We start from the raw sequence: 26,741 nt of genomic DNA on the forward strand, positions 1-26,741 counted from the left end.
CACGGCGTCAAGCGCCAAGGACCCAACGGCTTCCCGCCCACCCCATCATGACAGACTTCCAAGACACAGGGACCCATTCTCCGCAGCAGCCGTTGTGAAAGGGACCCGTTGTTCCAGCGTCGCACAGCAACAGTCATTCGTGGTTATGGGTCCCGGCCTTCGCCGGGACGACACCGAGTATGTTGCGTCATTTGTGAATCATACTTCCGCACTCTCGCGGCGCATTTCGCCCGAGCTCTGCTCTTCGTTCGACCCTCTCGCAGAGGGCGCAGGGAAAGCAGGGTGCCGATCGCACCCATGGGCCCCCGTGCAAAAGGTCGAAAGCACGGGGTAGGACCACAGGTGTCACCGGAGCAATCCGGCTTTCCCTGCGCGATGGGTTACGGCGCCTCTCTATCCGCCGTCATTCCGGGGCGTGCGCAGCACGAGCCCGGAATCCATCAGGCCGCATCACTGGCGGATGAATGGATTCCGGGTTCTCGCGGAGCCTGTCATCGGGCGCGCGTTCGCGCGACCCGTTGGCGAGCCCTCAGGTGCGCAATTGCGCACCGGGGAATGACGATGGAGTGAATGTCTCAGGTCAAATGCCGGATGATCGCAAGCCCGGCGAACAGACCCACGATCGACAAGGCCACCGAGCCCGCGACATACAGCGCCGCAAGGCCGAGTTCGCCGCGCTCATAGAGCAGCGCGGTGTCGAGCGAGAAGGCGGAGAAGGTGGTGTAGCCGCCGAGGATGCCGGTCATCAGGAACAGCCGCCAGGGCTGCGAGGCCTCGCCCTTGAAGGCGAGATAGCCGGCGATCAGGCCCATCACGGTCGAGCCCGTGATGTTGATGATGAACGTGCCGTAGGGAAACGCGGTGCCGATGCAGCGCGCGCAGGTGACATTGATCAGCTGCCGCAGCGTTGCGCCGAGGCCGCCGCCGAAGAAGACGAGGAGATAGCTTGCCGCGTTAGCCACCAATGCCCCCGCTGGTGTGTCGAGAAGCTCACAATACGCGCCGCTCAAAAGCCTACCCTCCCCTGGAGGGGGAGGGTCGGTTCGCATGAAGCGAAGCGGAACGCGAAACGGGGTGGCGTGATCTCTCAACACGGACAGTGTCGCGCGTGAATAGACCGTCACCCCACCCCGCCGCTCACTTCATTCGCGTCGGCCCTCCCCCTCCAGGGGAGGGTAAGAGGGTCGAGCCGAATTGCGACCTGCGCTCAGCCGGCCTTGCCGAACAGTTCGTCGACGTAATCCCAGTTGACGAGGCTGTCGACGAACGCCTTCAGATAGTCCGGACGGCGGTTGCGGTAGTCGATGTAGTAGGAGTGCTCCCAGACGTCGACGCCGAGGATCGGCACCGCGCCATGGACCAGCGGGTTCTCGCCGTTCGGGGTCTTGGCGATCTCGAGCTTGCCGCCCTTGACCTGCAGCCAGGCCCAGCCGGACCCGAACTGGCCGACGCCGGCGGCGGCGAAGTCGGTCTTGAACTTCTCGAAGCCGCCGAGGTCCTCGTTGATCTTCTTCTCGAGCCGGCCGGGCAGCTTGCTGCCGCCGCCATTCGGCTTCATCCACTTCCAGAAGTGGATGTGGTTGTAGTGCTGACCGGCATTGTTGAAGACGGCCGCGTTCTTGCCGAACGAGCCCTTCACGATCTCCTCGAGGGACTTGCCTTCGAATTCGGTCCCCTTGATCGCGTTGTTGCCGTTGGTGACGTAGGCCTGGTGATGCTTGTCGTGGTGAAACTCCAGCGTTTCCTTGGACATGTAGGGCGCAAGGGCGTCGTGGGCATAGGGCAGATCGGGTAGCGTGAAGGTCATGGGGTAATGTCCAACAGAGGGTGGGAGACTACACTTAACGGGTCCCCCTTATAGAAGGTTCCACGGCGGAGAAACACCGCATTTTCAGATCGTGTATGACAGATCGGCGCAGCCGAGGACCAGGACTTGAGACGATGAGCATCGAAATCGACATTCTCAACGGAGATGCGTCGTGGCGGCGCGCCGAGCCGTTGCTCCAGGCGGTCTGGAGCCCGGATATTATGGAGAACAAGCAGTGGGCGGACATCAAATGGGCCCACGCGGATTTGCGCGTGTTTCTCGATGCGCCTGACGACGGCGGGCTCGCCTGCCACGTCGGTATCTACTTCCGGACCATCACCTGGAATGGCCACAAGGTGCATGTCGGCGGCATCGGCGGGGTTGCGACCCGCGAGGACTGCCGGCGGCGCGGCTATGCGTCGCTCGCGCTCGATGCCGCCGTGCACACCATTCGTGCCAATGACGCGGTGAAATTTGCAATCTTATTCTGCGAGCCGCACAATTTCGCATTCTACCAGTCGCGCGGCTGGCATCCCTTCGCCGGCGAAGTCACTTGCGAACAGCCCTCCGGGCAGATCCGCTTCGCGGCGATGGCGCCGTTCGTCAACGACATCGTCCGCGCGCCGCGCCAGGGCAAGATCGACCTATGCGGCCTGCCGTGGTGACCCCTGCGCGGGCGCGGGTGGCGAGCACTAGCCCGAACACGTAACATGTCGATCATCATTTATTGATTGCGAGCCTGGTTCACTGGCGTCGAATTGCAGTGCGCCCCTCTCCCGGTTGCGAAGTGAGCCGTGACGCATGACCATCGATGCCTCGATCGACGACATCAACCCGGCCGCGGCCACGCCTGCGGTGCCGGTCGATCATTTGCTGACGGCGCCGATCCTGCCGACGCTGCTGCGGCTGGCGGTCCCCAACACGATCGCGATGTTCGGTTCGACGCTGGTCGCGGTCGCCGAGACCTCCTATATCGGCCGGCTCGGCACCGAGCCGCTGGCCGGCATCGCGCTGGTGTTTCCGTTCGCGATGCTGACGCAGATGATGTCGGCCGGTGCGATGGGCGGCGGCGTCTCGTCGGCGATCAGCCGCGCGCTCGGCGCCGGTGATCGCGACCGCGCCGCCGACCTGGCGCTGCATGCGGCGATCATCGGTGGGTGCGCCGGATTGTTCTTCACCGTGATGATGCTGGGCTTCGGTCAAAACTTCTATGCGCTGCTCGGCGGACGCGGCGGTGTGCTCGAACAATCGATGCATTACTCTCAGGTGCTGTTCTCCGGCGCGATCTCGATCTGGCTGGTCAACACGCTCGCCTCCGTCGTGCGCGGCACCGGCGACATGCGCGTCCCCTCGATGACGCTGATCACCGTGTCGATGATCCAGATCGCAGTCGGCGGCGTGTTCGGTCTCGGGCTTTTCGGCATGCCGAGCTTCGGCATGCGCGGCGTCGCCGCGGGCCAGCTCACGGCGTTCACATGTGGCGCGATCTTTCTCGCCTGGTATCTCGCCTCTGGCCGCAGCCGGCTGAAACTCGACTTCGCCGCCTTCGGCTTCCAGCGCGCGATGTTCCTGGACATCCTGAAAGTGGGCGCGATCTCCTGCCTGTCGCCGCTGCAGAGCGTGCTGACGATCCTGATCTTCACCAAGATTTTGGCGGGCTTCGGCACCGAGACGCTGGCCGGATACGGCATGGGCTCGCGGCTGGAATTCCTGCTGATCCCGATCGCATTCGCGGTCGGCGTCGCCTCGGTGCCGATGGTCGGCATGGCTGTTGGTGCGGGACTGGTGACGCGGGCCCGCAAGGTGGCGTGGACCGCCGGCACCGTCGCCGGACTTGTCGTCGGGCTGGTCGGACTCGTGGTCGCGCTCAAGCCGACGCTGTGGATTGCGCTGTTCACCACCGATCCCGGCGTGACCGCCGCGGCCTCGTCCTATTTCGCGCTGGCCGGTCCGGGATTCGGCTTCTTCGGCGTCGGCGTCTGCCTGTATTTTTCCTCGCAAGGCGCGGCCAAGGTCGGCGGGCCGGTGCTGGCCGGGACCATCCGCCTGCTGCTGGTCGGCATCGGCGGCTGGTGGCTCGCTGCCGCGAGCGCCCCGGCGTGGACGCTGTTTGCGCTGGTCGGGGTTGCGATGGTGGCATTCGGCCTCGCCACCATCGTATCGATCAAGCTGACCCGTTGGGGATAGACCCGGAGGGCCGGGGCTTACGTTGCGCTTTCGGTCGCGACAAGGCACCGCCACCCTTCCGAGCCTTGCCGGAGCATGGCGGCCTCGGAAAAAAGCTATAAAATTTTTCCGGATCGCGCCCGCCCGATCGCGCGATTATTACATTGCAGAAATCTTTCGACTTGTTATGCAGGCCGACCTCTTGGGGAACACGTCATGGCCTGCAAATTCGGATTCGTGATCGCAATCATTGCGACGGCACTCGCTGTGCCTGCCGCGCATGCGCAGGGCGCGCCTGAGCCTTTCGGCGTCTGGCAGACCCAGGCCGGCGATGCCCGCGTCAAGGTCAGCAAATGCGGCGGCGGCATCTGCGGCGTGGTGGTGAGCCTGCGCGACCCGATCGATCCGATGACCGGCAAGCCGCAGGTCGACAACAAGAATCCCAATCCGTCGCTGGCCAACCGGCCGATCATCGGGCTGCCGCTGTTCTCCGGCATGCAGCCGGTTGCCGCGGGCAAATGGTCGGGCCAGATCTACAATGCCGACGATGGCGGCACCTATGCGAGCAGCGTCTCGGTCACCGGCGAGAGCACGCTGCGCGTGGAAGGCTGCGTCGGCGCGTTATGCGGCGGCGAGACCTGGACGCGCGTGGGACGGTAAACGCGTGGCGGGATTTTCCTTCACCTCCCCCGCAAGCGGGAGAGGGAGCAGAATACCTATGTTGCAACAACTCATACCGCGCGCGTCTTCAGCACGGTGGCGGCGGAGGCGTAGCCGCCGCGGGCGCCGTCGATGAAGTGGACGTGGTCGGCGCGCATCACCGACGGCGTGAAGCAGGTCATCATCGCGGCATCCTGCTCGTGCAGGCCGTAGCGCACGATGCCCTGCGCGGCGGCGGCAACCAGCCGCTGCTCGAGCTCGGCGGCGAGCTCCGGCGTGCAATCCAGGATCATGCGCAGGCCGTCGTCGAACTTACGGAAGTCGGAATTCTCGACCAGCTGCCGCACATATTTTTTCGGCACGAACTTGCCGACCGGGATATTGAACCGCATCAGCGTATAGGCCCACAGCGTGAACGCGAGCACCGTGGCACGGCGCAGTGCAAGCGAGCCACCGCGCCGCGCACGCGCCTCGTACTCCATTCCCTGAGGCGGCCAGCGCAGCGGCGGGCCATTTGCAGGCACCGGCCGTCCAGCCTCCGGGCTCTTCTCGACCAGCACGACAATATCCTCGATCACCTTGCGGAAGGACGCGGGATCGGCATCTTTCGCCGGCAGCACCAGCACCGAGAGGATGACGCCGCGCGCCGAGGGCATCACCTCGAAGCGGCAGGACAGGCCGGACAGATCGGGCTGCGTGCCCTCAGGCGCCGGATCGAGCGCGAACTCGCCGCGCTTCATCGCGGCATCGGCAAACGCAAGACCGCCGCCGGAAAACATCGCATAGGACAGATTGGCCGACGGCCCGAAGCGCGCGACGCGCACGTCGGCGCCGGCGGCGCGGATCGCCGCGATCGGCACCAAGGCCACCCGCAGCACCAGATCGAGATCATCGCGCACCCAGCGCGCGGTCGCGGCCAGTGCCTCGCGCGCGCTGTCGAGATCGGCGGGCGCGACCGCGAAGCTTGCGCCATCGCCGCCGAACACGAACGGGAATTCGCGGCCATCCAGCGCATTGGTGACGGCGGCGACCACCGCGGCGCCGGCCATGTTGACCGCCTTGTAGCGCTGCGCCGCGATCGCCTTGGTCGACTCGACGATATCGGCGACGCCGACCGTCCAGTCATCGGGCAATGGCGCATACAGCGCTGGATCCATCAGGCGCGCGAAGCCGCGAAACACCGGAATGCCACCGTAGAAGATCTCGCTGCCGCCAGCCATCGCAACGCCGTGTTGTTTCTGCCCTGAAGATGCTCTAGCAGATACGCAACGGTTTGGGACCGGGTTTTGGCAGCACGGACGGAGCGAAATCCCGTCATCCCGAGGTGCGAGCGGAGCGAGCCTCGAAGGATGCACGGCCCGGGCCGGCGGCCGATTCATCCTTCGAGGCTCGCTCCGCTCGCACCTCAGGATGACGGGATAAGAGGGCTACGAGTGCCCCTACTTCCCCAATCCCCGCAGCACGAGCTGGTTCATGCGGCTGGCGAAGGCGGCCGGGTCGTCGGGCATCTCGCCGTCGAGGATCTGCGCCTGCTCGAACAGCAGGAGCGACAGATCCTTCGCCTGCGCGCTGTCGGTCGCGAGCGCCGCGACCAGCGGATGGCGCAAATTGATCTCGAGGATCGGCTTGGTGATCTCACCGCGGTTCTGCTGGGCGAGCAGCCGCTCCAGCGCGCGGTCGCGCGCATCGCCGCCGGCGACCAGGCACGATGCGCTCTCGGTCAGCCGCTGCGAGGCGCGGACATCGGAGACGCGCTCGCCGAGCGCGTCCTTGATCACGGCGATCGTGGTCGCGGCATCGGCAGCGGGCTCGTCCTTCTTGTCCTGCTTGTCGTCGACCAGCGGGACCAGGCCGAAATCGACGTCGCCCTGGCTCAGCGACTTCAGCGGCTTGCCGCCGAACTCGAGCGGCGCCGAGGTCCAGAACGCATCGACCGGATCGGTCAGCAGCAGCACCTCGATGCCGCGGGCGCGCGCCGATTCCAGTTTCGGGTTCGACTTCAGCCGCTCGACGCTGTCGCCGACCAGATAATAGATCTCGGTCTGGTTCGGCTTGAAGTCGTCGACAACCTGCTTCAGCGAGCGCTTCTCGCCCGACGTCGTGGTGAAGCGCGCCAGCGCCAACAGCTTTTCGCGGCGCTCGAAATCCTCCCACAGGCCTTCCTTTATGACCGGCCCGAACGCGTCCCAGATTTTTGTGAAGGTCTCCGGCTCCTTTTCGCCGAGCGTTTCCAGCTCGCCGATCACGCGGCTGGTGACGGCCTTGCGGATCTGGGCGAGCTGCGGATTGTTCTGCAGCATCTCGCGCGAGATGTTGAGCGGCAGGTCTTCGCTGTCGATCACGCCGCGGATGAAGCGCAAGTACGCGGGCAGCAGTTCGGCATCGTCGGCGATGAAGACGCGGCGGACATAGAGCTTGACCTTGCCCTTGCGTTCGACCTGGAACAGGTCGAACGGCTTTTGCGACGGCGCGAACAGCAGCACGGCATAGGACTGCCGGCCCTCGGCGCGGTAATGCAGCGTCATCGCCGGCTCGTCGAACGCACCCGCGATCTGCTTGTAGGCCTGCGCATAGTCCTCAGGCGTCAGCTCGGATTTCGAGCGCTGCCACAGCGCGCTCGCCGAATTGATCTGGCGCGGCTCGCCTTCCTCCGGCACCAGGAGGATCGGGAACTGGATGTTGTCGGAATATTCGCGGACGATGCGCTCGATCTCGTAAGCCTCGAGATATTTGGCGGCGTCCTTCTTCAGATGCAGCACGATCTCGGTACCGCGCGCGACGCGCTGGGCGGCCTCCTCGCTGGCCGGCGCGATCTCGAAACCGCTGCCGCCCTCCGACGACCATACCCAGACTTCATCCGAGCCGGCGCGGCGGCTGGTGACGACGATCTTCTCGGCGACCATGAAGGCGGCATAGAAGCCGACGCCGAACTGGCCGATCAGATTGGCGCCGTCCTTGGCCTCGGTGAGCTTCGACAGGAACGATCTGGTGCCGGAGCGCGCGATGGTGCCCAGATTGTCGATCAGCTCCTGACGCTCCATGCCGATGCCGGTATCGACCACGGACAACGTATTGGCCGCCTTGTTCGGGACGATCCTGATCTCCGGCGGCGTGCCGTCGGTGATCAGGCCGGGATTGGCGATCGCCTCATAGCGCAACTTGTCGCAGGCGTCGGATGCGTTCGAGATCAGCTCGCGCAGGAAGATATCGGTCTCGGAATAGACCGAATGCACCATCAGGTGCAGCAATTCGGCAACCTCGGCCTGGAACGGCTGGGATTCGGCGGCGGCGATTGTGGTCATGCAGAAACTCGGACAAACGGTAGGTGGCGGGAAAGCCCTGATATAGCGCGATCGCGCCGCCTGGCAAGACGAGCGGCCGGAATCCGTCAGTCCGAGATCGCGGCGAGATAGCGCTCGACCGAACGGTCGAACGCCGCCTTGGCATCGGTTGCGATGTTCTTGCCCCACCAGGCGCCGTAGATCCGATCATACGCCAGCGGCGCGACCGTGCGCGCGATGCGGCGGACTGATGAAGCGTTGAGCGGGATGTAGTTCGGGTAGGAGTACATGAAGCTGACCGAGCGGCGGTCCATCGCCACCATCGCGATGTCCCCGGTCAGGAGCGCGCCGCGGCCGTCCGCCCCCTGGCGCCAATGCAGCATGGTGGCGCCGGCGAAATGGCCGCCGCCGCGCACCAGCAGGATATCATCGGAGATGCGATGGCTGTCGCCCTGCCACGGCACGATCGACGAGTAAGGCCGCGTCACCCATTGCGCATCGTCGCCATGCAGATAGACCGGCGCATCGTCGAACGCCGCGCTCCAGTCGGCGACCGCGCCATAGTAATGCGGGTGCGAGATCGCGATCGCCTTCAGCCCGCCGAGCGACCTGACATGCGCGATCGCCTCCGCGGTCGCCAGCGGCACGCAGTCCCACATCACGCAGCCGCCGCGGTCCGGCACCAAGAGCGCACGCTGCCCGATCGCAAAGGACGGCTCGAGCGCCAATCCAACCAGACCGAGATCGTCGCGCCAGACGAGCTTATGCCGCAGCGCCAGTTCCTCGCGCGTCAGCCAGACCTGTCCCTTCCAGTTCACATACTGCCGCTCGTCCTCGCAGATCGGGCAGGACGGTGGCGGCGCCGCGGCTTCAGGAAATTGCGCGCCGCATTGTTCGCAGGTCCAGAGAGGCATTGAGACCACACGCGTTGGGGTGAAGCTGATCCCCTGATCTACGTCAGCAGCGCAACGCGTTCAATGCCGGCGCCCAAGTTCCATCTGCATCTCCACTGGAGCCGCGCCGAACTTCCGGCGGAACGCGCGGTGGAAATAGGACAGGTCGTTGAAGCCGACCGTATAGGCGATATCGCTGACCTTGCGGCCGGCGCCCTGCGCATGCAGCAGCAGCCGGCGTGCCAGCAGCAGGCGCTGCTCCAGGACATATTCCGAGAACGTGGTCCCTTCGGACGCGAACAGGCGTTGCGCTTGGCGCGTGCTCAGCGCGTTCGCCCTTGCTATGGCCTCGATCGTGAGCTTGCCATTGTCGAGATTCTTCAGGACATCGGCCTTCATCAGATCGAGCCGCGCCTTCGCCACGCCGTCCCTTGCGGCGAGCTCCTTCTGCTCGGCACTGCTGCCGAGCACGAGGCCGACCAGATCGGCCAGATGATGCGCCGCCGCCTGCTGGCCCGGCACGTCGAGATCGCCGGCAAGCTCGGTGCAGAGCGCCGAATAGCGCTCGATCATCACGCTCAACGCCGGCTCGCGCCCGAGCGGGCGCGCCAGCTGCGTCTCCGCCATGGGGGCGACCTGGAGCAATAGGCGCCGCGGAAACCGCGTCGTCGTAAAGTTGCCGGACTGGGTGAGATCGGCGGTGCCGATGATATTCATCTCGGTGAGGCACATCTGGCCGCGCTTAAGCTCGATCGCCTTGCTGCCTTGTGTGACCTGCACCATGCCGCGCGTCGCTGATATCAGCACCACATCGTCGCAGCCGTCGCTCAGAAGCGCGCGGGTACGCGCAAAGCGGGCCGAGCCGCCGCGCGGCGTCGCGATCGCGACCGAATGCAGCAGCGTGAATTCGTTGTGGCAATCGATGCGGTTGTCGTCGGTCGGTCCGACGTCGAGCCGGCAGAAGCCGCGGCAGATGCCCTCGCGCCACGCTTCATAGGCCGGGCCTTTCGCCAGCCCGTGATGGAAGATCGAGAACCGGTTGGGCACCTGTGTCTCGGACATGATCCGTGCTCCGAAAGCGCGATCGATCGAAACGAGGCGACGAACGATCGCGTTCTTCCCGGCGTGCGCATGTCGTTCCTGTCCCTACGCTTGGCGCGACGGTCCACGACTCCGGCGGGGAGCCTGATACCACTCCGCCGATTGACGGTAAAGCTATTCACGAGATGCAACCCTATGATGCGTGGTGCGAAAGCCGGGAATAAAACGGCGCAGCAGTTTCGTGACGCCGCCCTGCCATGGCTCGACGATGCCTATGCGTTCGCCCAGGTGCTGATGCGAACCGAGGCGGACGCCGAACAGGCGGTGCAGGACTGCTACCTGCGCGCACTGCGCCAGTTCGGCGGCTTTCGCGGCACCGCCATCAGGCCGTGGCTGCTCGCGATCCTCAAAGCCGTCTGCCAGGAAAAACTTGGCGAGGAGCTCGGCCGCCGCGGCTCGCCCACGGACGATGCCGGCATCAAGGAAACGTCCAGCCGGCGCGCCCCGGCGACGATCCGGCAACTCGTCGACGACCTGCCCGCGCCGCTCGGCGAGGTCATCGCACTGCGCGAAATGATCGATCTCTCCTACAAGGAGATCGCCGAAGTCACCGGCGTTCCCGTCACCACCGTGATGGCGCGGATCGCGGAGGCCCGCGGCCTGCTGCTCGCAGCGCGGCGAGCGGCACAAGCGTCCGCGACACCAGCGGCGGCGAGGCCCGCGGGCGGTGCGGCAAAACTGACGGTCTACCGCCCGAACGCCTGTTGAACCGCCGAGGATTCGGTGACGCCGTTGGCGATCAGGAGCTCAAGCAGGACGCGCGCCTTCTGCGGATTGAGATCGAGCGAGACGGCGAAGCCGAGCTTGTCGTCCTCGACCTCGACGTTGCGGTTGACATAGCCCGAGCCGACCCGGGTCGAGCGCACCACCACGACACCCTGCTTCGCCGCGGCCGCCAGCGCATCGATCGCGCCCTTCGATGAATTGCCGTCACCGACGCCGGCCAGCACGATGCCCTTGGCGCCGCGCTTGACCGCATCCTCGACCTCCGCGGCATCCATGTTGGCGTGCGAATAGATGATGTCGACCCGCGGCAAGGGCGGCGCGTCCGGCAGCTTCAGCTTGTCAGTTTTGACCGGTGCAGCCGGTTGCAGGAAGCGCAGCGAGCCGGTGTCGACATAACCGACCGGACCGGCGTCGGGCGAACGGAACGTCTCGACGCTGGTGGTATTGGTCTTCTGCACCCAGCGTGCCGCATGAATGGTGTCGTTGAGCACCACGAGCACGCCGCGGCCGCGGGATTCCGGCGCCGATGCGACCCGCATCGCCTCGTAGAGATTGGCCGGGCCATCGGCCCCGATCGCGGTCGATGGCCGCATCGATCCGACCAACACGACCGGCATGTCGGTGTCCAGCACGTTTTGCAGGAAGAACGCCGTCTCCTCCATCGTGTCGGTGCCATGCGTGATGACGACGCCGTCGACTTCCTTGTTGTCGATCGCCGCGCGGATGCGCTTGACAAGGTCGAACCAGACCTTGTCATTCATGTCCTGCGAGCCGATCGACGAGATCTGCTCGGCCGAGATCTGGGCGAGTTTGTCGATGCCTGGAATGGCGGCGATCAGGTTCGCCGCGCTGACCTTGCCCGAATCATAGGCATTGCCGGCGCGTGCATTGGCCTGGCCCGCGATGGTGCCGCCGGTGCCGAGCACGAGCACGCGGGCCAGCGCATCGCCGGCAGGCGATCGTTGTGCAATAGCCGGCGACGCAAGCCCGATCACAAGGGCTGCGGCAACGCCGACGATGGTGCGTGCGGAACGAGCCGATCGAAACGAGTGCAGCGTCATTTCTTCCCCCAGCGACAGATTGTCTAGTCACAACTCGTGGTTTTATCGCGCAAGAAATGGACAAACTTGCGGCGGAAAGCATTGGGGCAAGATTCCGACATTCCCGGCCGCTCTCACCCAGTACCCCGGGAACACCGCCTTGTTCGCCGGCGTTCCTGCAAAATGTTGACACCGCCGGAATGGCGGCGCACATTTTTTCGAAGATTATTCGAAATATGGACCCGCCATGCATTTCGCAGCTTCCCGACGATCTCCACGTTCTGCAAAGCCGGGTGCGCGAATTCGTGCGCAGCGAGCTCAAGTCCCACGATGCCGCGATCGAGGCAACCGGCGAGGTGCCGGAGAGCGCGATGGCCGGCCTGCGCAAGATGGGATTGTTCGGCACCAACACGCCGAAGCAATTTGGCGGGCTCGGCCTCTCGATGCTCGGCAGCTGTATCGTGATCGAGGAGCTCGCGAAGGCGCACGCCGCCTTCTACTATCTGAGCGGGGTGAACGTTCATATTGGCTCGAAGGCGATCGAGTTCTTCGCGCAGCCTGGGGTTCGCGACAGATGGTTGCCCGAGCTCGCCAGCGGCCGCATGATCGGCGCCTTCGCGCTGACCGAGCCGAGCGCCGGATCGGATGCCGCCCGCATCCAGACCAGGGCGCGGCGCGACGGCGATCATTACGTGCTCGACGGCCGCAAGACCTACATTACCAATGCGCCGGTCGCCGGCGTCTTCACGGTGTTCGCCACGCTCGACCCGTCCGCGGGCGCGAAGGGCATCGCGGCGTTTGTCGTGGACGCGAAGACGCCGGGCCTTTCCATCGGCCGCCTGGTCGAGATGGCCGCCGGCCGCGGCTCAGCGCATGCCGAGGTGGACTTCGAGGACTGCCGCGTTCCGCGCGAAAACATGCTCGGCCAGGAGGGTGAAGGATTTGCCATCGCGATGCGGTGCCTGGATGCCGGGCGCACGCATTGGGGTGCCTATTGCGTCGGCGCAGCGAGCCAGCTCATGGACTACGCGCTCGATCATGTCTCGGAGCGCGAGACGTTCGGGCGCAAGCTGCGCGACCATCAAGGCATCGAGTGGCAGATCGCCGACATGGCGAGCGCGTTGCATGCCGCGCGCCTGGTCGCCTATGAGGCGGCCTGGCGCTACGACCAGGGCGACGCCGCCGCCCGCACCGCCGCGGCGGCACTGTCCAAATATACCGGCGCCGACATGGTGCAGCGGGTGGCCGACATGACCATGCAGCTGTTCGGTGGTGCCGGTTATTCCAGGGACCTGCCGATCGAGCGGATCTGGCGGGAAACGCGGGTGGTCCGCATTCTAGATGGCACATCCGAGATCATGCGGCAGATCATCGCCCGCAACGCGTTCCGCAACCATGAACGGCGGAACGCGCCAATCTGACAACGGCCTCTTCCACTTTATGTTGCAATAGTTCTTGGTGATCCACTTCCGCTGTCTTACTGTTTTTGCGGGATGGAGAAGGAAGTGGCTTCGGGGACGACGCTCAAGCTCAAGCAACAACGCAGCCGCGATCGGCGCGAGCAGATCCTCTCGGCAGCGACCAAGCTGTTCGGCCAGCGGGGCATCGACGGCACCTCGCTCACCGAGATCGCTACCGTCGCGAAAGTACCGCTCTCCAGCATCTACGATTATTTCGAGGACAAGCGCGCGCTGGTGCTGGATGTGCCCGAGGGCAATTTCGAAGCGTTGTATCAGAAGACCGAGCCGCTGCTGGTGAAGGGCGGCGACCCCGTCGAGCAGCTTCGCATCATCTTCCTGACCAACTTCCAGTACATCAAGGACAACCCGAGCTGGGGCCGCGTGTTCTTCCTGGAGATATGGCCGAGCGTCCTTGCCGCCGAGCCGCGGGTCAAGAAGGCGGTCGACAAATATGCGCTGCGCTACGTGCAGCTGATCAAGCAGGCGATCCGCGCCGGCACCTATCGTCGCAACCTCGATCCCTACACCGCGATGTCGCTGATGATGGGCGGCATGTGCCACCTGACCGCGGTCTGGCTGCTCTATGGCCGCAAATACGATCTGGTGAAGAAGGGCAAGACGCTGTTCACCACGCTGCACAACGGGTTCGTTCAGCGTTAGCTGCGCCGGTGCGCGGCTCCAACTCTCGTAGGATGGGTAGAGCGCAGCGAAACCCATCATTCGTTAGGCCGGCACGGAGTGATGGGTTTCGCTGCGCTCTACCCATCCTACGCTACCATCCTATGCACCAGGAATCGTCATGCCCGGCGTTGGCTTCGGCGGCACGAATGATTTGAGGCCAAATTCAGCACTGTTTGACCTGCCGTCGAGACGATCCCTTTCCCAGAAAACCAATACACAACCGTCGAAATCCTGTTCTAGTATGATGCGATGGGCGACCCGCGGATGGACTCGCGGGCACTGGGGATGGGAGCGAACCGATGGACGTCAAGGCTGTTCTGCCGCCGCGTGGCCGCGACTATCGCCTCGATCTGCTGCGCGGCTTCGCCAACTGGGCGATCTATCTCGATCACATCCCGAACAACGCGGTGAACTGGATCACGCAGAAGAATTTCGGCTTCAGCGACGCGGCCGATCTGTTCGTCTTCATCTCCGGCTACACCGCGTCCTTTGTCTATGCGCGGGTGATGCTGGAGCGCGGGACCGTGATCGGCGCCACCCGGCTGATCAAGCGGGCGTGGCAGATCTATGTCGCGCATGTCCTGCTGTTCGTGATCTACATCGCCGAGATCGGCTATCTCGCGCAGCGCTATCACGACCCCAATCTCGAGAACGAATTCAACGTCGCCGGCTTCATGCAGAACCCGGCCGAGACGCTCTATCAAGGCCTGCTGCTGGCGTTCAAGCCGGTCAACATGGACGTGCTGCCGCTCTACATCGCGCTGATGCTGGTCTATCCGCTGGTGCTGTGGGCGATGCTGCGGAAGCTCAACCTGACGCTGGCAGCCTCGTTCCTGCTCTATCTGGCCGCACGGCATTTCGGCTGGAATCTGCGCGCCTATCCAGGCGGCTCGTGGTACTTCAACCCGTTCTGCTGGCAGTTCCTGTTCGTGTTCGGCGGCTGGTTCGCGCTCGGCGGCGCCAGCGAATCGATCACATTCATCCGCTCGCGCGCCTTTCTGTGGCTCGGCGGCGCCTATCTGTTGTTCGCACTGATCATGACACTGGCGGGCCGATTTCCGGAGCTGGGCCAGGCGATGCCGTCCTGGCTCTACGACGCCTTCAATCCGAACGACAAGACCAACCTCGCGCCCTATCGCGTGCTGCACTTCGTGGTGCTGGCCTTCTTCGTCACACGCTTCCTGCCGCGCGAATGGGCCGGATACGAATGGCCGATATTCCAGCCGATCATCAAATGCGGCCAGCAGTCGCTCGAGGTGTTCTGCTCGGGCGTATTCCTTGCCGTGGTCGCGCATGTGGTGCTTGTCGAGGTCTCGGGCAGCCTCTGGATGCAGATCCTGGTCAGCGCGATCGGCATCGTGCTGATGACCGTGCTCGCCTATTACCGCTCCTGGTCGAAGAAGGTCGACAAGGCGCCGAAGCCGCCCGTGGCTGCGCAGGCGCAGGCGGCTGCGAAGCCGGCGGAATAGGCGCGTCATCGATGTCGCGTGCCTTCTATCACGATCATCCCGAAATCCTGCAGCTCGAAGCCGAGGTGCGCGACGCAAGGCCCGGCGCCGTCCTCGTCGAACGCTCGCCGTTCTTTCCCGGAGGGGGTGGGCAGCTTCCGGACCAGGGTGTCCTGAGATGGTCCGGCGGCGTGCTGCCGGTGACCGCCCTCGCGCGCGACGAACGCGGCCTCTGGCACACGGTCCCGGGCGACAGCCTGATCTCCGGCAAGGTCATGCTCGAAGTCGAGCCGGCATTTCGCGAGCTGATGTGCGAACTGCACACGCTTGCCCACGTCGTCAACGCGCTGGTCTATACGCAGTTCGGCGGCGCGCTTCTGACCGGCGCGCAACTCAATGCCGACGGCAGCTTCCGGGTCGACTTCGATCTGCCCGGCGCCGACAATGAACGACTGCGGGCGCTTGAGACGCCGCTGAACGACATCATCCGGCAGGACCTTCCGGTGAGCGCCGCTTTCATGGCGCATACCGAAGCAGAAGCCACACCCGGATTGTTTCGCAGCAAGGCTGTCGCTCCACCGGTCGGGGAGGATGGCCTTGTCCGGATCGTCGAGATCCTCGGTCTCGACCGGCAGGCCTGCGGCGGCACCCATCTGACGTCGACCGGGCAGGCCCGCCCTGCGCGCATCGTCAAGATCGACAACAAGGGCCGCCAGAATCGCCGGATCAAGGTTGCGGTCTGACCGGCTCTCCCAAGCCGTGTGGCTGGAGCGCGGCGTGTCTTACCTCTGATAGATCTTGAGCGTTGTGATCATTTGCTTGAGTTCGGCGACATATTTGTCGGCATAGTCCTTGTGCACCGACAGAGTGACGAGGATACCGAGCTCTGATGTGTTGGTGGCGAGATAGTAGGTGTCGAAATTGGGTAGTTCCGAACCGGAATGCAGCGCCTCGACCCATTGGTGCGAACCAATCGTCGTGCGTCCGACAGAGCGGACGTCGGACAGCTTGCCGGTCGCTTCGTCTCCGATCCTTTGCCGCTGCTTCAGGTGGTCCTCGTAGGCCTGCAGATTGTCCTGCGAATTGCGCTCCTTCATCGCGATGATCGCGATGGCCGCATGGGGAGGCTTGCCGGGCGGCGAGCAGACAAATTCACTGTCGTCCTGTTCGCACCACCAGCCGCGCGCCAGTTCCATGTCAAACGCCGCGGCTCGGAACACGTCTCGCGGCGGCGCGACCAGGATACGCGACGCTGAATATCCGGCGCCGCCGAGCACGGCCGCGCTCACGACAAACGATGCCAGCGTTGCGGTCACAAGGCGCGCGCTGCCGGAGATGTCCACCCTCAATTCTCCTGCTGTTCGATCCAGCGCTTGAGATCGGCGGCGAGCCGCTTGAGGCCAGCCCCCGCATCGGAAGCTGCGATCGCGTCGACGCTGCTGAGGGCCCCCTGTTTGGCATCCGCGGCAGCAGCGGCGTTCCCGCGCTTGCGCTCGATCATGAGCGTGTATGCCTGGGCGATAGCCACCTCATATGCGACGGATACATCGGCGGGCTTGCCGTCATCGGATGAGCCGGCACCGACAGCAAGCTTGAACTGCTCGGCCGCGAGATCCGGCCGATCAAGCGTGACATATTGCTGACCCGCCAGCCGGAACAGGCGCACCCGCCATGCGACGACCTGATCGTCTTCGGTGCGTCCGTCGGACCTGCGGGCGTCGAGCAAGCGCTTCAGCGCGTCGGCACCAGCGGAATAGCTGTCGGCCGCCTCCGGGTGGCGATTTGCGGCAGCGTGCAGGTCGCCGGTCTGGCCCTGCGCCTCGGCCTCGAACCGGACAATTTGCGCGCGCCCATCATGCTCCTTGCCGAGCCGCCGGGCGTCCTCGAGCAGATCGGCATATGCGTGGCTGGCGCCATCCATATCTTTCTGTCGCATCAGGTACTCGGCATAGGCCTGGCGTGCCTGCAGGAGAGCCAATGCCGCATCAACGCGCGCGCGGCTCTGATGACTCAGCGCCGCGCGTTCAATGGCGTCGCTGAATTCCTTGCGCGCCTCCTTGTCTTCGTGCAGTGCCTCGCGGCGGGCTCCGCGCTCGAGCCGGCAGGTTACAACCCCGTTGATCGGGGGATCGTTCGTCGTCCCTTGATCCGCCTTGTCGAGCAGATCGCAACCGCGGCCGATGATGAGCCGGCGTGTCCGCGAAGTGGAAGCATCACCGGCGCTCAGATTGACCGCCTCCTCAACCATGCTGGATGCCGCGAACATGCTGTCGTCGTTGGCACGGATCGCCTTGTGCTGGTTGATCAAGGCGACCACGCTGAGACTGCCCACCGCGAGCAGCGTTCCAAGCGTCGCGCCCGCGACGGCGCCCAACTGCGTCTGCTGCCGCTTCTCCTCTTCCTGCCGGAGCCGGGGCATCTCGTCGGGCGGGATGTTGAACAGGGGCGCGACGATCTTCAGCTTTTCCGCGCTCAGGCGGACGACCCGCGAAAAGCTCAGGAACCAGAAGCGTCCCGCGCCTCTCAAATCGACGATCTCGATATTCGGGAACGTTTCCTTCAAGCCGCCGGGCAGCGGTCCGTCGAAATCGCCTGCGCCTCTGGCGACGATGACGTTGCCGGCTCCGGGGCCGGTGGCGAAATCCCGGATCTCGCGCTCGATCCAGTCCTCGACACCTCCCGGGCGCCGCATCGCGTTCGGCGTCGCGACGACAATGAGGTATCGCGAGGACAGCAGCGCCGGCCTGATGCTTTGCTGGTAGAAGTCGCTGGTGCCCCGCTCATAGGCCGAATCGAGATAGACGCGCAGCTTCCGGCCATAGACGTCGCGCAGCGCGGCAGGAAGACGAAAGCCGACAAGCGCGCGTCTCAGCCACCGTGCAACGGCAATCCCGTCGGACCGGCGGTAGGAAATGAATGCGTCATAATTGAACTCAGGCATCGAGTTCGACGGGCTGATTGAAACGAGGCCGCGGGTCCGAACTGGCCGGATCGCGCATCTGAACCGAAATTGACGCGAAAAGAATCTTCACCGGATCGGCAAGCAAATTAAACACGTTGTAGTGGCTCGATCAATCGTCGTCTCGCCAGGCGAGCATCGCCGCTGTCCAGGTCCCGGTCGCGCCTGGGGATCATGCCGCGGTTCGCTCGACGGAGAGCGAACGGCTTGTTAAGCCGCGTGCCGCAAGGACAATTTGAGTCGGGACATGACCGTAGCGATCGAGATGGGACAGACGACGGCCGGCGCTTCGGCGGCCATCGACCTCGAGGAGCTATTGGCCACGCGCCTCCTGGTGCAGGGCAACTCGGGTTCCGGCAAATCCCATCTGCTGCGCCGGCTGCTGGAACAGAGCGCGCCATGGGTGCAGCAGACCATCATCGATCCCGAGGGTGACTTCGTGACCCTGGCCGAGCGATTCGGCCACCTCGTCATCGATGCCGAGCACCATACCGAGCGCAGCCTGCAGGTCGCCGGCGAGCGCGTGCGCATCCATCGCGTCTCGACCGTGCTCAATCTCGAGGGGCTCGACGCCGAGAACCAGATGCGGCGCGCCGCGGCCTTCCTCGGCGGCATGTTCGAGGTCGCCCGCGACCACTGGTATCCGATGCTGGTGGTGGTGGACGAGGCGCAGCTGTTCGCGCCGGCGATCTCGGGCGAAGTTTCCGACGAGGCGCGCAAGCTCTCGCTCGGCGCGATGACCAACCTGATGTGCCGCGGCCGCAAGCGCGGGCTTGCCGGGATCATTGCGACCCAGCGGCTGGCCAAGCTCGCCAAGAATGTCGCGGCCGAAGCATCGAACTTCCTGATGGGCCGGACCTTCCTCGATATCGACATGGCGCGCGCCGCCGACCTGCTCGGCATGGAGCGGCGGCAGGCGGAGGCGTTCCGCGACCTGGAGCGCGGACAATTCATGGCGCTCGGACCCGCACTCTCCCGCCGTCCACTGGGCTTGCGCATCGGTCCGACCGACACCCAACCGCGCAACGCGGCGCCGCGGCTGATGCCGCTGCCCGAAGCGGCGCTCGAAGACGCGCGCGCGATTATCCTGGCCGCGCCGCCGCCTGAAACGGCGGCCAGGCCGCCGCGCCGGACACCGCCGCCGGACCTGCTCAGCCAGCTGATGGCCGCCAAGCAGCCGGCACCGGAGGCCGATCCCGAGACCGCGGAACCGCCACTCAGCGCCGAGCAGCTGGCCGAACGGCGTGAGCGGCTGGATCGCATCCTGCGCGCGATCCTCGCCGAGCCCGACGCCGGCTTCCGCGCCATCGGCGTGCTCTATCAGGAGTTCGTGGTCCGCTGCCGGATCGAAGGTCTCGGTGCCGTCGTGCCCGAGCTGACCGATTTCCGCCGCATGCTGACGCGCGCCCGCGCCGGGCTCGGCGCCGAGATGGCGGAGGACCACGCGTGGCAGGATGTCTCGCTGCGTGCCGCCATCCTGCCCGAGGACATGCAGGGCGTCTTCATGATGATCGCCCGCGCCGCGAAGGAAGGTTGGCCCTGCCCGAGCGATGCGGCGATCGCCCGCGCCTATGGCACGCACTCGCTGCGCCGCGCCCGGCATCTTCTGACCTACATCGAGGAGCAGGGCCTGATCGTCTGCCAGCTTGACGGTGCCGGCCGGCGGATCGTGACGCTCGTCGAACTCGCCTGGGCCACGGCCGCGGCCGACCCGAATGCCGACGAAGTACTGGCGGAAGCGGCCTCCAACAGCTCGACTCCGTAATCAGTCGCTGGGCGACGAAGCGTTCGGTCTTGCATGGAATCCCAGAAGCGTCGCAAGACACGAAAAGGCCCGCCGGGAGGCGGGCCTTTTTGTTTCTGCCGGTTGAGGGATCTGGTTGCGGTGGGCCCGCGACAGGCCCACACAGCCCCTCATCTTCAGGCCTCACGCATGCTGTGGCTGCGCCAGCTGGCTGACCTGCGTCGCCGGCGGATCGACAACCAGGGTCCCGCCATGGCCGTCACTCGAGGTCGCGAAGGTCGAGGCCATGTAGTTGCCCAGCAGCATGATACTCGCCGTGACGGTGCCGTCCGTCACCGTGAGCGTGCCGCTCGCACTGGTTCCGCTGAAGGTCGGCGTGTGAACGCTCGCAAAATTGATGTTCGCGAAATCGATCGCATCCGAACCCGTCATCCCGGCGACGGTTCCGCTAAAGCTCGCGGAATTGTCGAGCTTCAGCGTCCCCGTCGACCCCTGGAACGTCACGCCGGCATTCGACCCCCCGGTCAATTCCAAGGTGCCGCCCGGCACGATGTTGGCGCTGCTCGGGCTCTCTCCCGTCACATTGAACGACTGCCAGGCCCCCCACGCGGTGCCGTCATTCGCCCGGATCCAGAGTTGGTCGGTGCCCGAGCCGGCCTGATAGGTCGCCTGGGAAAGCTGTGCCGCAGTGACGTCGATCTCGGTATTCGCTTGCTGGTTCACTCCGTTGACGTTCCAGCGCCCGTTGGTGTTGGAATCCCACAGCGCATATTTCGTGATGGCATCGCCGTCGGCGTCCGTCGCCGTGACGAGGTTCGCGGCAGCAAAGGTCTGCCCCGAGACCGTCACAACGTTGGCGACCGAGACCGTCGGTGCCTGGTTGGTTGCGGTGGCCGTGAACGACTTCCACGTACTCCACTCGCTGCCGTCATTGGCCCGCACGAAGAGCGTATCCGACGGCGAGCCGCCGGGGCCGTACACGTAGCTGACCTGTGAGAGATTCGCCGCCGAGACATCGATCTCGGCGCTGGCCGCCTGGGCGACGCCATTCACCACCCAGTGGCCATTTCCACCGGTGTCCCAGAACGCATACTGGGTGATCGGATCGCTCTCGGCATCCGAGGTCGAGAACAGGGTCGAGGCCGCCACCGAATGGCCGTGAATGCCACTGACGTTCGATGCCGTCACGACCGGAGCCGTGTCGGGGCCCGGCGTTGCCGTGAATGCGGTCCAGGCGCCCCACTCGCTGCCGTCATTGGCCCGCACATAGAGCGTATCGGGCGTCGAGTTGCCGGGGCCGAACACGTAGCTCACCTGCGAGAGGTTCGCCGCGGCAACATCGATTTCGGCGTTGGCCGCCTGGGCGACACCATTCACCACCCAGTGGCCATTGCCGCCGGTGTCCCAGAACGCGTACTGGGTGATCGGATCGCTCTCGGCATCCGAGGTCGAGAACAGACTCGAGGCGAGAGTCGACGTCTCACCGTGGACCGCGGCCACGTTCGCCGCCGTCACGACCGGAGCCGTGTCGGGGCCCGGTGTTGCCGTGAATGCGGTCCAGGTGCTCCACTTCGATCCGTCGTTCGCCCGCACATAGAGCGTGTCGGGCGTCGAGTTGCCGGGACCGAACACGTAGCTGACCTGCGACAGGTTCGCCGCGGACACGTCGATCTCGACGTTTGCCGCCTGGGCGACACCATTCACCACCCAGTGACCATTGCCGCCGGTGTCCCAGAATCCGTACTGGGTGATCGGATCGCTCTCGGCATCCGAGGTCGAGAACAGGCTCGAGGCGAGAGTCGACGCCTCGCCGTGAACCGCGGCCACGTTCGCTGCCGTAACGACCGGAGCAGTATCGTCCCCCGGCGTTGCCGTGAACGCTGCCCAGCTGCTCCACTTCGATCCGTCATTCGCCCGCACGTAGAGCGTATCGGGCGTCGAGCCGCCCGGTCCGAACACGTAGCTGACCTGCGAAAGATTGGCCGCGGCAACATCGATCTCGACGTTTGCCGCCTGGGCGACGCCATTCACCACCCAGTGGCCATTGCCGCCGGTGTCCCAGAACGCAAACTGGGTCATCGGATCGCTCTCGGCATCCGAGGTCGAGAACAGGCTCGAGGCGAGAGCCGACGTCTGCCCATGGGCCGCTTTCACGTTCGCCGCAGTCACGGTCGGGGCAGTATCGACCCCCGGCCCTGCCGTGAACGATGTCCAGGTACTCCACAGGCTGCCGTCGTTTGCCCGCACGAAAAGCGTATCAGCCGTCGAGCCGCCCGGACCGAACACGTAGCTGACCTGCGACAGGTTCGCCGCGGCAACATCGATCTCGGTGTTGGCCGCCTGGGCGACACCATTCACCACCCAGTGGCCACTTCCGCCGGTGTCCCAGAACGCATACTGGGTCATCGGATCGCTCTCGGCATCCGAGGTCGAGAACAGGCTCGACGCAAGAGCCGACGTCTGCCCATGGGCGGCGGTCACGTTCGCGGCCGTAACAACCGGAGCAGTATCGACCCCCGGTGTTGCCGTGAACGACTTCCAGGCCCCCCACAGGCTGCCATCGTTGGCCCGCACGTAAAGCGTATCGGCCATCGAGCCGCCGGGCCCGAACACGTAGCTCACCTGCGACAGGTTCGCCGCGGCAACATCGATCTCGACATTGGCGGTCTGGGCGACACCATTCACCACCCAATGGCCATTTCCACCGGTGTCCCAGAACGCATACTGGGTGATCGGATCGCTCTCGGCATCCGAGGTCGAGAACAGGCTCGACGCGAGAGCCGACGTCTGCCCATGGGCGGCCGTCACGTTCGCGGCCGTAACGACCGGAGCGGTATCGATCCCCGGTGTTGCCGTGAACGACTGCCAGGCTCCCCACAACGTTCCGTCGTTCGCCTTGATGAACAGCGTATCGGGGGCTGACCCTGTCGGCCCGAACACGTAGCTCACCTGCGACAGGTTCGCCGCCGGAACATCGATCTCGACGTTGGCTGCCTGGGCGACACCATTCACCACCCAGTGGCCGCTTCCGCCGGTGTCCCAGAACGCGTACTGGGTCATCGTGTCGGGATCCGGATCGCTCACCGTGAACAGGCTGGATGCGGCAATCGACGTCTGGCCGTGCGCCGCAGTGACGTTGGCTGCGTTCACGGTTGGCGCGGTGTCGACAAACGCCTTTGCGGTAAACTGGGTCCAGCCGCTCCAAGCCGTGCCGTCATTGGCTCGTACGAAGAGGGTATCAGTCGAACCGCTCGGACCGAACACGTAGCTCATCTGCGACAGGTTCGCCGCCCCAATATCGATCTCGGCGTTGGTCGCCTGCGCGACGCCGTTGAGGACCCAGTGTCCGTTACCTTGGGTGTCCCAGAACGCGTATTGGGTGATGGGATCGCCATCGGCGTCCGTGACCGAGAACAGGCTGGAAGCGAGCGCAGAGCTCTCGCCAAAGATTGCCGTTACATTGGGCGCTGACGTGACCGGTGCGACGTCGGCACGCGTCGTGACCAGCGTGCCGGTGCCGCCATCGGTGCCGACGCTGAACCGGACGCCAGGGGTTTGATTAAGCTGCAGATCAAAGGAGGAAGCCCCCTCGGTGACATGCAGGATGTTGCCCGCGAGCAAGGACGCCGATCCGCCGGACACGAAATTGAGGCCAGCCAAATCGATGCTGTCGCCCAGCACCAGACCGCTGATGGTGGTGCCGGCCAAAGATGTGCCATCGACCTTGAGCTGCCCGCCGGAACCGCTGAATGCGATGCCGCTCGCGAGGCTTCCCGCCTGCAATTCGACCACGCCGCCGGAGATCGTCACCACCCCTGCGGAGCCGCCGGACGATACAATCTCACTACCACCAGCGAGCACGAAGACGTTGCTCGTCGTCGTGCCTGCAAGATTAAGTGCGCCACCACTCGACACCGCAATGTCGTGCGCCGTGCCTCCGGCGGCAATATTGAACACGCCGCCACTGGAAACGGTCAGGTGATCCAGCGCGCCGCCCGAAAGGACGTTGACCGTGCCGCCGGAGACGGCCGTCCCGGAGCCCACGGCGCCGTTGACAACACCACCTGAGAAGACGTTCTCAACACCACCGGCATAAACGCCCACGCGGCTGAGCACGGTGCCCGACACATTGAATATGCCGCCGCTGGAGACGCCGACGAAAGCCGCCGTGCCGCCGGCCAGCACGTTCAATACGCCGCCTGCGCTGACGCCGGTGCCTGAACTGACGGCTCCGGTTATCAGTCCACCGGACAGCACGTTCTCGACACCGCCGCTCGTGACGCTGGCATTGCTCAGCACGGTGCCGGCAACATTGAAGATGCCGCCGCTCGACACGCCGACAAAGGCGGCCGTGGCCCCGGCCGACAGGTTCAACGTACCGCCCGAAATTCCAGTCCCGGATCCGCTCGCGCCGGAGATCGATCCACCGGACAGGACATTCTCTACACCGCCGGCGTAGACACCGGTATTGCTCAGCACCTTGCCTGCGACATTGAAGATGCCGCCGCTCGACACACCGACGTGCACAGCCGAACCACCGGCCAGGACGTTCACGACGCCGCCGGCGGAAATGATGGTCGCCGCACTCGATGCGCCGGAGATGAGCCCGCCGGACAGCACGTTCTCGGTACCGCCGCTCGAGACCAGCGTGTTGCTGATGATTGTACCTGCAACATTCAGGGTGCCGCTCGACACCGTAAGGTCATGTGCCGTGCCACCAGCCGAGACATTCAGAGTGCCGCTCGAAACTGTCAGATGATCCAGCGCACCGCCCGAAAGGACGTTGACGGTACCACCGGACACGCCCGTCCCGGAGCCCGGGACACCGGTGACAACACCACCCGAGAGAACATTCTCAACGCCGCCGTCAATGACGGCCGTGTTGCTGGTGATGGTGCCTGCAACATTCATGGTGCCGCCACTCGACACCGCAATGTTGTGCGCCGTGCCGCCAGCGGAGACATTCAGCGTGCCGCTCGACACCGTCAGGTGATCCAGCGCGCCGCCCGAAAGGACATTGACCGTGCCGCCGGATACGCCGGTCCCGGAACCGGTCACGCCGGTGACAACACCACCCGAGAGAACGTTTTCAACGCCGCCGTCATAGACAGCGACATTGCTGAGTACGGTGCCCGACACGTTAAACGTGCCGCCGCTCGAAACACCGACATAGGCCGCCGAGCCACCGGCCAGAACGTTCAGCGTACCGATAACCCCGGTCCCCGAGCTGATGGCGCCGGTGATCAGACCGCCGGACTGCACGTTCTCGACGCCGCCGGCAAACACCATGCCGTTGCTGAGCACGGTGCCCGCGACATTGAACGTGCCGCCGCTCGACACGCCTACAAAGACCGCTGAGCCCCCGGCCAGAAGGTTCAATGTGCCGCCAGCAATGCCGGTCCCTGAGCCGCTGGCTCCGCTGATCAGTCCGCCGGACAACACGGTCTCGACACCGCCCGCCAGGACGCCTGTATTGCTGGTGAGGGTGCCACCCACGCTGAGCACGCCGCCGCTCGAGACAGTGATGTGGTCGGCGGTGGCGCCGGCTTCGACGATGACCCGCCCGGAATCGCCAACACTCGTCGCCGAGCCGCCAGCGAGAATGTCGAGCAGGCCGCCGCCCGAAACTTGCACGCCCGACGCGAGGCCACCGGGCGAAACGGTTTCAACGCCGCCGCTGAGCACGAATTGATTGGTGACGATGCCGCTGTCGTTCAGCGCACCGCTGGCATAGACGAACATCGCCGTCGCGGTAGCGCCCGACTGCACGTTCACCGTGCCGCCGGAGATCGCGGTGCCAAAGCCTCCGGACACACCCTGCACCACGCCGCCCGACAGCACGTTCTCGACGCCGCCGCTAAACACCCCGACCGTGCTCAGCACTGTGCCGGCGACATTGAAGACACCGCCGCTCGACACCCCAATGTTATATACCGTACCGCCAGCGGAGACATTCAGCGCGCCGCTCGAAACCGTCAGGTGATTCAGTGCACCACCTGCTAGGACGTTCACGATACCGCCGGATACGCCGGTCCCGGAGCCGGTCACGCCGGTGACGACACCACCGGAGAACACGTTCTCAACACCGCCGTCGTAGACCGCCACATTGCTGAGCACGGTGCCCGACACGTTGAACGTGCCGCCGCTCGAAACACCAACGAACGCCGCCGAGCCACCGGCCAAAACGTTCAGTATGCCGCCGGCGGAAACGCCAGTGCCTGAGCTGACCGCCCCCGAAATGAGACCGCCCGACAGTACGTTTTCGACACCGCCGCTACGGACCCCGATCATGCCGAGCGTCGTGCCGGCGACGTTGAAGACGCCACCGCTCGAAACCGACAGGAATGAAGCCGAGCCGCCCGCCAGCACATTGACGGTGCCGCCGGAAATGCCGGTGCCCGAGCCGATGGCTCCGGAGATGAACCCGCCGGCCTCGATGTTCTCGACGCCGCCGGTGAACACCGCGGTGAAGCTGTTGACGGTCCCCGCCACGTTGAGCGTGCCGCCACTCGAGACGGCGAAGCGATCGGCCCCGCCGCCCGCGCTGACGACGGCACTGCCGCCGCTTGAAATCGTGGTCCCTACCGCGTAGCCGCCGGCGTCAACCAGGAGCTGGCCGCCACTCAGCGTCGTCGAGACTGCCGAGCCCCCGCTGAGGACCTCGAGCGTATTGCCTCCCGTTTCGATTAGTCCTGAGCTGGTAATACCCGAGCCTACAGACGTCGTGCTCATGGCAGCGTGCCCCCCCAAAAAAAATGGTCAGTTCTTGAAATAG

Annotated in this window: 19 protein-coding genes; 9 read left to right on the forward strand and 10 right to left on the reverse strand. The window is 65.0% G+C overall.

Annotation, left to right across the window (positions count from 1 at the left end):
• Nucleotides 1-575 precede the first annotated feature (575 nt).
• Both crcB and JQ573_RS31160 read right to left on the reverse strand, forming a co-directional pair.
• Complete coding sequence (gene crcB / locus JQ573_RS31155) at nucleotides 576-962, reverse strand: fluoride efflux transporter CrcB (RefSeq protein WP_212318064.1); 387 nt, start codon at nucleotides 960-962, stop codon at nucleotides 576-578.
• Between the two features lie 245 nt (nucleotides 963-1,207).
• Entirely contained in the window at nucleotides 1,208-1,807 is a 600-nt protein-coding gene (locus JQ573_RS31160) for a superoxide dismutase (RefSeq protein WP_021078629.1), read from the reverse strand.
• A gap of 134 nt (nucleotides 1,808-1,941) precedes the next feature.
• Here JQ573_RS31160 and JQ573_RS31165 point away from each other — a divergent pair, with 134 nt between their 5' ends.
• From JQ573_RS31165 to JQ573_RS31175, 3 genes are all read left to right on the forward strand, one after another.
• Nucleotides 1,942-2,472, forward strand: a complete 531-nt coding sequence (locus JQ573_RS31165; protein ID WP_212318066.1) for a GNAT family N-acetyltransferase — start codon at nucleotides 1,942-1,944, stop codon at nucleotides 2,470-2,472.
• A gap of 136 nt (nucleotides 2,473-2,608) precedes the next feature.
• Nucleotides 2,609-3,994 carry an MATE family efflux transporter gene (locus tag JQ573_RS31170; RefSeq protein WP_212318068.1) on the forward strand — a complete coding sequence of 462 codons (1,386 nt, stop codon included), beginning with the start codon at nucleotides 2,609-2,611 and terminating at the stop codon, nucleotides 3,992-3,994.
• 195 nt (nucleotides 3,995-4,189) lie between these two features.
• Nucleotides 4,190-4,633: a DUF2147 domain-containing protein gene (locus tag JQ573_RS31175; protein WP_212318070.1), complete on the forward strand. Its 444-nt coding sequence runs from the start codon at nucleotides 4,190-4,192 to the stop codon at nucleotides 4,631-4,633.
• A 71-nt stretch (nucleotides 4,634-4,704) separates the two neighbouring features.
• On the opposite strand, the gene JQ573_RS31180 is transcribed toward JQ573_RS31175, so the two are convergent.
• From JQ573_RS31180 to JQ573_RS31195, 4 genes are all read right to left on the reverse strand, one after another.
• Nucleotides 4,705-5,853, reverse strand: a complete 1,149-nt coding sequence (locus JQ573_RS31180) for a DUF3095 domain-containing protein (RefSeq protein ID WP_212318072.1) — start codon at nucleotides 5,851-5,853, stop codon at nucleotides 4,705-4,707.
• A gap of 219 nt (nucleotides 5,854-6,072) precedes the next feature.
• On the reverse strand, nucleotides 6,073-7,935 hold the full coding sequence (gene htpG, locus JQ573_RS31185; RefSeq protein ID WP_212318074.1) for a molecular chaperone HtpG: 1,863 nt from the start codon (nucleotides 7,933-7,935) through the stop codon (nucleotides 6,073-6,075).
• Between the two features lie 86 nt (nucleotides 7,936-8,021).
• Entirely contained in the window at nucleotides 8,022-8,828 is an 807-nt protein-coding gene (locus JQ573_RS31190) for an MBL fold metallo-hydrolase (RefSeq protein WP_212318076.1), read from the reverse strand.
• 60 nt (nucleotides 8,829-8,888) lie between these two features.
• Nucleotides 8,889-9,869, reverse strand: a complete 981-nt coding sequence (locus JQ573_RS31195; RefSeq protein WP_249132568.1) for an AraC family transcriptional regulator — start codon at nucleotides 9,867-9,869, stop codon at nucleotides 8,889-8,891.
• A 177-nt stretch (nucleotides 9,870-10,046) separates the two neighbouring features.
• On the opposite strand from JQ573_RS31195, the gene JQ573_RS31200 reads away from it, so the two are divergent.
• On the forward strand, nucleotides 10,047-10,616 hold the full coding sequence (locus tag JQ573_RS31200; RefSeq protein ID WP_249132569.1) for a sigma factor-like helix-turn-helix DNA-binding protein: 570 nt from the start codon (nucleotides 10,047-10,049) through the stop codon (nucleotides 10,614-10,616).
• Here the strand turns inward: JQ573_RS31200 and JQ573_RS31205 are convergent.
• Nucleotides 10,595-11,695 (reverse strand): asparaginase, encoded by a 1,101-nt coding sequence (locus JQ573_RS31205; protein ID WP_212318080.1) that lies wholly within the window; start codon nucleotides 11,693-11,695, stop codon nucleotides 10,595-10,597. The genes JQ573_RS31200 and JQ573_RS31205 overlap by 22 nt on opposite strands.
• Nucleotides 11,696-11,910: 215 nt before the next feature.
• Here JQ573_RS31205 and JQ573_RS31210 point away from each other — a divergent pair, with 215 nt between their 5' ends.
• The 4 genes from JQ573_RS31210 (at nucleotide 11,911) to JQ573_RS31225 (ending at nucleotide 16,006) form a co-directional block, all read left to right on the forward strand.
• The gene (locus tag JQ573_RS31210; RefSeq protein WP_212318082.1) at nucleotides 11,911-13,095 is read left to right on the forward strand and encodes an acyl-CoA dehydrogenase family protein; all 1,185 of its coding nucleotides are present in this window, start codon (nucleotides 11,911-11,913) and stop codon (nucleotides 13,093-13,095) included.
• An 84-nt stretch (nucleotides 13,096-13,179) separates the two neighbouring features.
• Nucleotides 13,180-13,794 (forward strand): TetR/AcrR family transcriptional regulator, encoded by a 615-nt coding sequence (locus JQ573_RS31215; protein ID WP_092123429.1) that lies wholly within the window; start codon nucleotides 13,180-13,182, stop codon nucleotides 13,792-13,794.
• Nucleotides 13,795-14,114: 320 nt separating this feature from the next.
• Nucleotides 14,115-15,284, forward strand: a complete 1,170-nt coding sequence (locus JQ573_RS31220; protein ID WP_212318084.1) for an OpgC domain-containing protein — start codon at nucleotides 14,115-14,117, stop codon at nucleotides 15,282-15,284.
• Between the two features lie 11 nt (nucleotides 15,285-15,295).
• Nucleotides 15,296-16,006: an alanyl-tRNA editing protein gene (locus JQ573_RS31225; protein WP_212318086.1), complete on the forward strand. Its 711-nt coding sequence runs from the start codon at nucleotides 15,296-15,298 to the stop codon at nucleotides 16,004-16,006.
• Between the two features lie 39 nt (nucleotides 16,007-16,045).
• On the opposite strand, the gene JQ573_RS31230 is transcribed toward JQ573_RS31225, so the two are convergent.
• Nucleotides 16,046-16,606 (reverse strand): hypothetical protein, encoded by a 561-nt coding sequence (locus tag JQ573_RS31230; RefSeq protein WP_212318087.1) that lies wholly within the window; start codon nucleotides 16,604-16,606, stop codon nucleotides 16,046-16,048.
• Between the two features lie 2 nt (nucleotides 16,607-16,608).
• On the reverse strand, nucleotides 16,609-18,204 hold the full coding sequence (locus JQ573_RS31235) for a hypothetical protein (RefSeq protein ID WP_212318089.1): 1,596 nt from the start codon (nucleotides 18,202-18,204) through the stop codon (nucleotides 16,609-16,611).
• Nucleotides 18,205-18,469: 265 nt separating this feature from the next.
• Here JQ573_RS31235 and JQ573_RS31240 point away from each other — a divergent pair, with 265 nt between their 5' ends.
• A complete protein-coding gene (locus JQ573_RS31240; protein ID WP_212318091.1) occupies nucleotides 18,470-19,987 on the forward strand; it encodes an ATP-binding protein in 1,518 nt (505 codons plus the stop codon).
• A gap of 162 nt (nucleotides 19,988-20,149) precedes the next feature.
• Here JQ573_RS31240 and JQ573_RS31245 read toward each other — a convergent pair whose 3' ends face one another.
• Nucleotides 20,150-26,698, reverse strand: a complete 6,549-nt coding sequence (locus JQ573_RS31245; RefSeq protein ID WP_212408774.1) for a hypothetical protein — start codon at nucleotides 26,696-26,698, stop codon at nucleotides 20,150-20,152.
• Nucleotides 26,699-26,741 lie beyond the last annotated feature (43 nt).

Origin of the sequence: Bradyrhizobium sp. AUGA SZCCT0105 (assembly GCF_018129565.1) — a bacterium.
Lineage (GTDB): Bacteria > Pseudomonadota > Alphaproteobacteria > Rhizobiales > Xanthobacteraceae > Bradyrhizobium.

What these genes read in the sequence shown, in the direction of transcription:
- JQ573_RS31160 (WP_021078629.1), bottom strand. Translation starts at nt 1,807, where the DNA reads ATGACCTTCACGCTACCCGATCTGCCCTATGCCCACGACGCCCTTGCG.
- JQ573_RS31220 (WP_212318084.1), top strand. Translation starts at nt 14,115, where the DNA reads ATGGACGTCAAGGCTGTTCTGCCGCCGCGTGGCCGCGACTATCGCCTC.
- JQ573_RS31180 (WP_212318072.1), bottom strand. Translation starts at nt 5,853, where the DNA reads ATGGCTGGCGGCAGCGAGATCTTCTACGGTGGCATTCCGGTGTTTCGC.
- JQ573_RS31205 (WP_212318080.1), bottom strand. Translation starts at nt 11,695, where the DNA reads ATGACGCTGCACTCGTTTCGATCGGCTCGTTCCGCACGCACCATCGTC.
- JQ573_RS31245 (WP_212408774.1), bottom strand. Translation starts at nt 26,698, where the DNA reads ATGAGCACGACGTCTGTAGGCTCGGGTATTACCAGCTCAGGACTAATC.
- JQ573_RS31165 (WP_212318066.1), top strand. Translation starts at nt 1,942, where the DNA reads ATGAGCATCGAAATCGACATTCTCAACGGAGATGCGTCGTGGCGGCGC.
- JQ573_RS31240 (WP_212318091.1), top strand. Translation starts at nt 18,470, where the DNA reads ATGACCGTAGCGATCGAGATGGGACAGACGACGGCCGGCGCTTCGGCG.
- JQ573_RS31170 (WP_212318068.1), top strand. Translation starts at nt 2,609, where the DNA reads ATGACCATCGATGCCTCGATCGACGACATCAACCCGGCCGCGGCCACG.
- htpG (WP_212318074.1), bottom strand. Translation starts at nt 7,935, where the DNA reads ATGACCACAATCGCCGCCGCCGAATCCCAGCCGTTCCAGGCCGAGGTT.
- JQ573_RS31190 (WP_212318076.1), bottom strand. Translation starts at nt 8,828, where the DNA reads ATGCCTCTCTGGACCTGCGAACAATGCGGCGCGCAATTTCCTGAAGCC.
- JQ573_RS31235 (WP_212318089.1), bottom strand. Translation starts at nt 18,204, where the DNA reads ATGCCTGAGTTCAATTATGACGCATTCATTTCCTACCGCCGGTCCGAC.
- JQ573_RS31225 (WP_212318086.1), top strand. Translation starts at nt 15,296, where the DNA reads ATGTCGCGTGCCTTCTATCACGATCATCCCGAAATCCTGCAGCTCGAA.
- JQ573_RS31175 (WP_212318070.1), top strand. Translation starts at nt 4,190, where the DNA reads ATGGCCTGCAAATTCGGATTCGTGATCGCAATCATTGCGACGGCACTC.
- JQ573_RS31195 (WP_249132568.1), bottom strand. Translation starts at nt 9,869, where the DNA reads ATGTCCGAGACACAGGTGCCCAACCGGTTCTCGATCTTCCATCACGGG.
- JQ573_RS31210 (WP_212318082.1), top strand. Translation starts at nt 11,911, where the DNA reads ATGGACCCGCCATGCATTTCGCAGCTTCCCGACGATCTCCACGTTCTG.
- JQ573_RS31200 (WP_249132569.1), top strand. Translation starts at nt 10,047, where the DNA reads ATGCGTGGTGCGAAAGCCGGGAATAAAACGGCGCAGCAGTTTCGTGAC.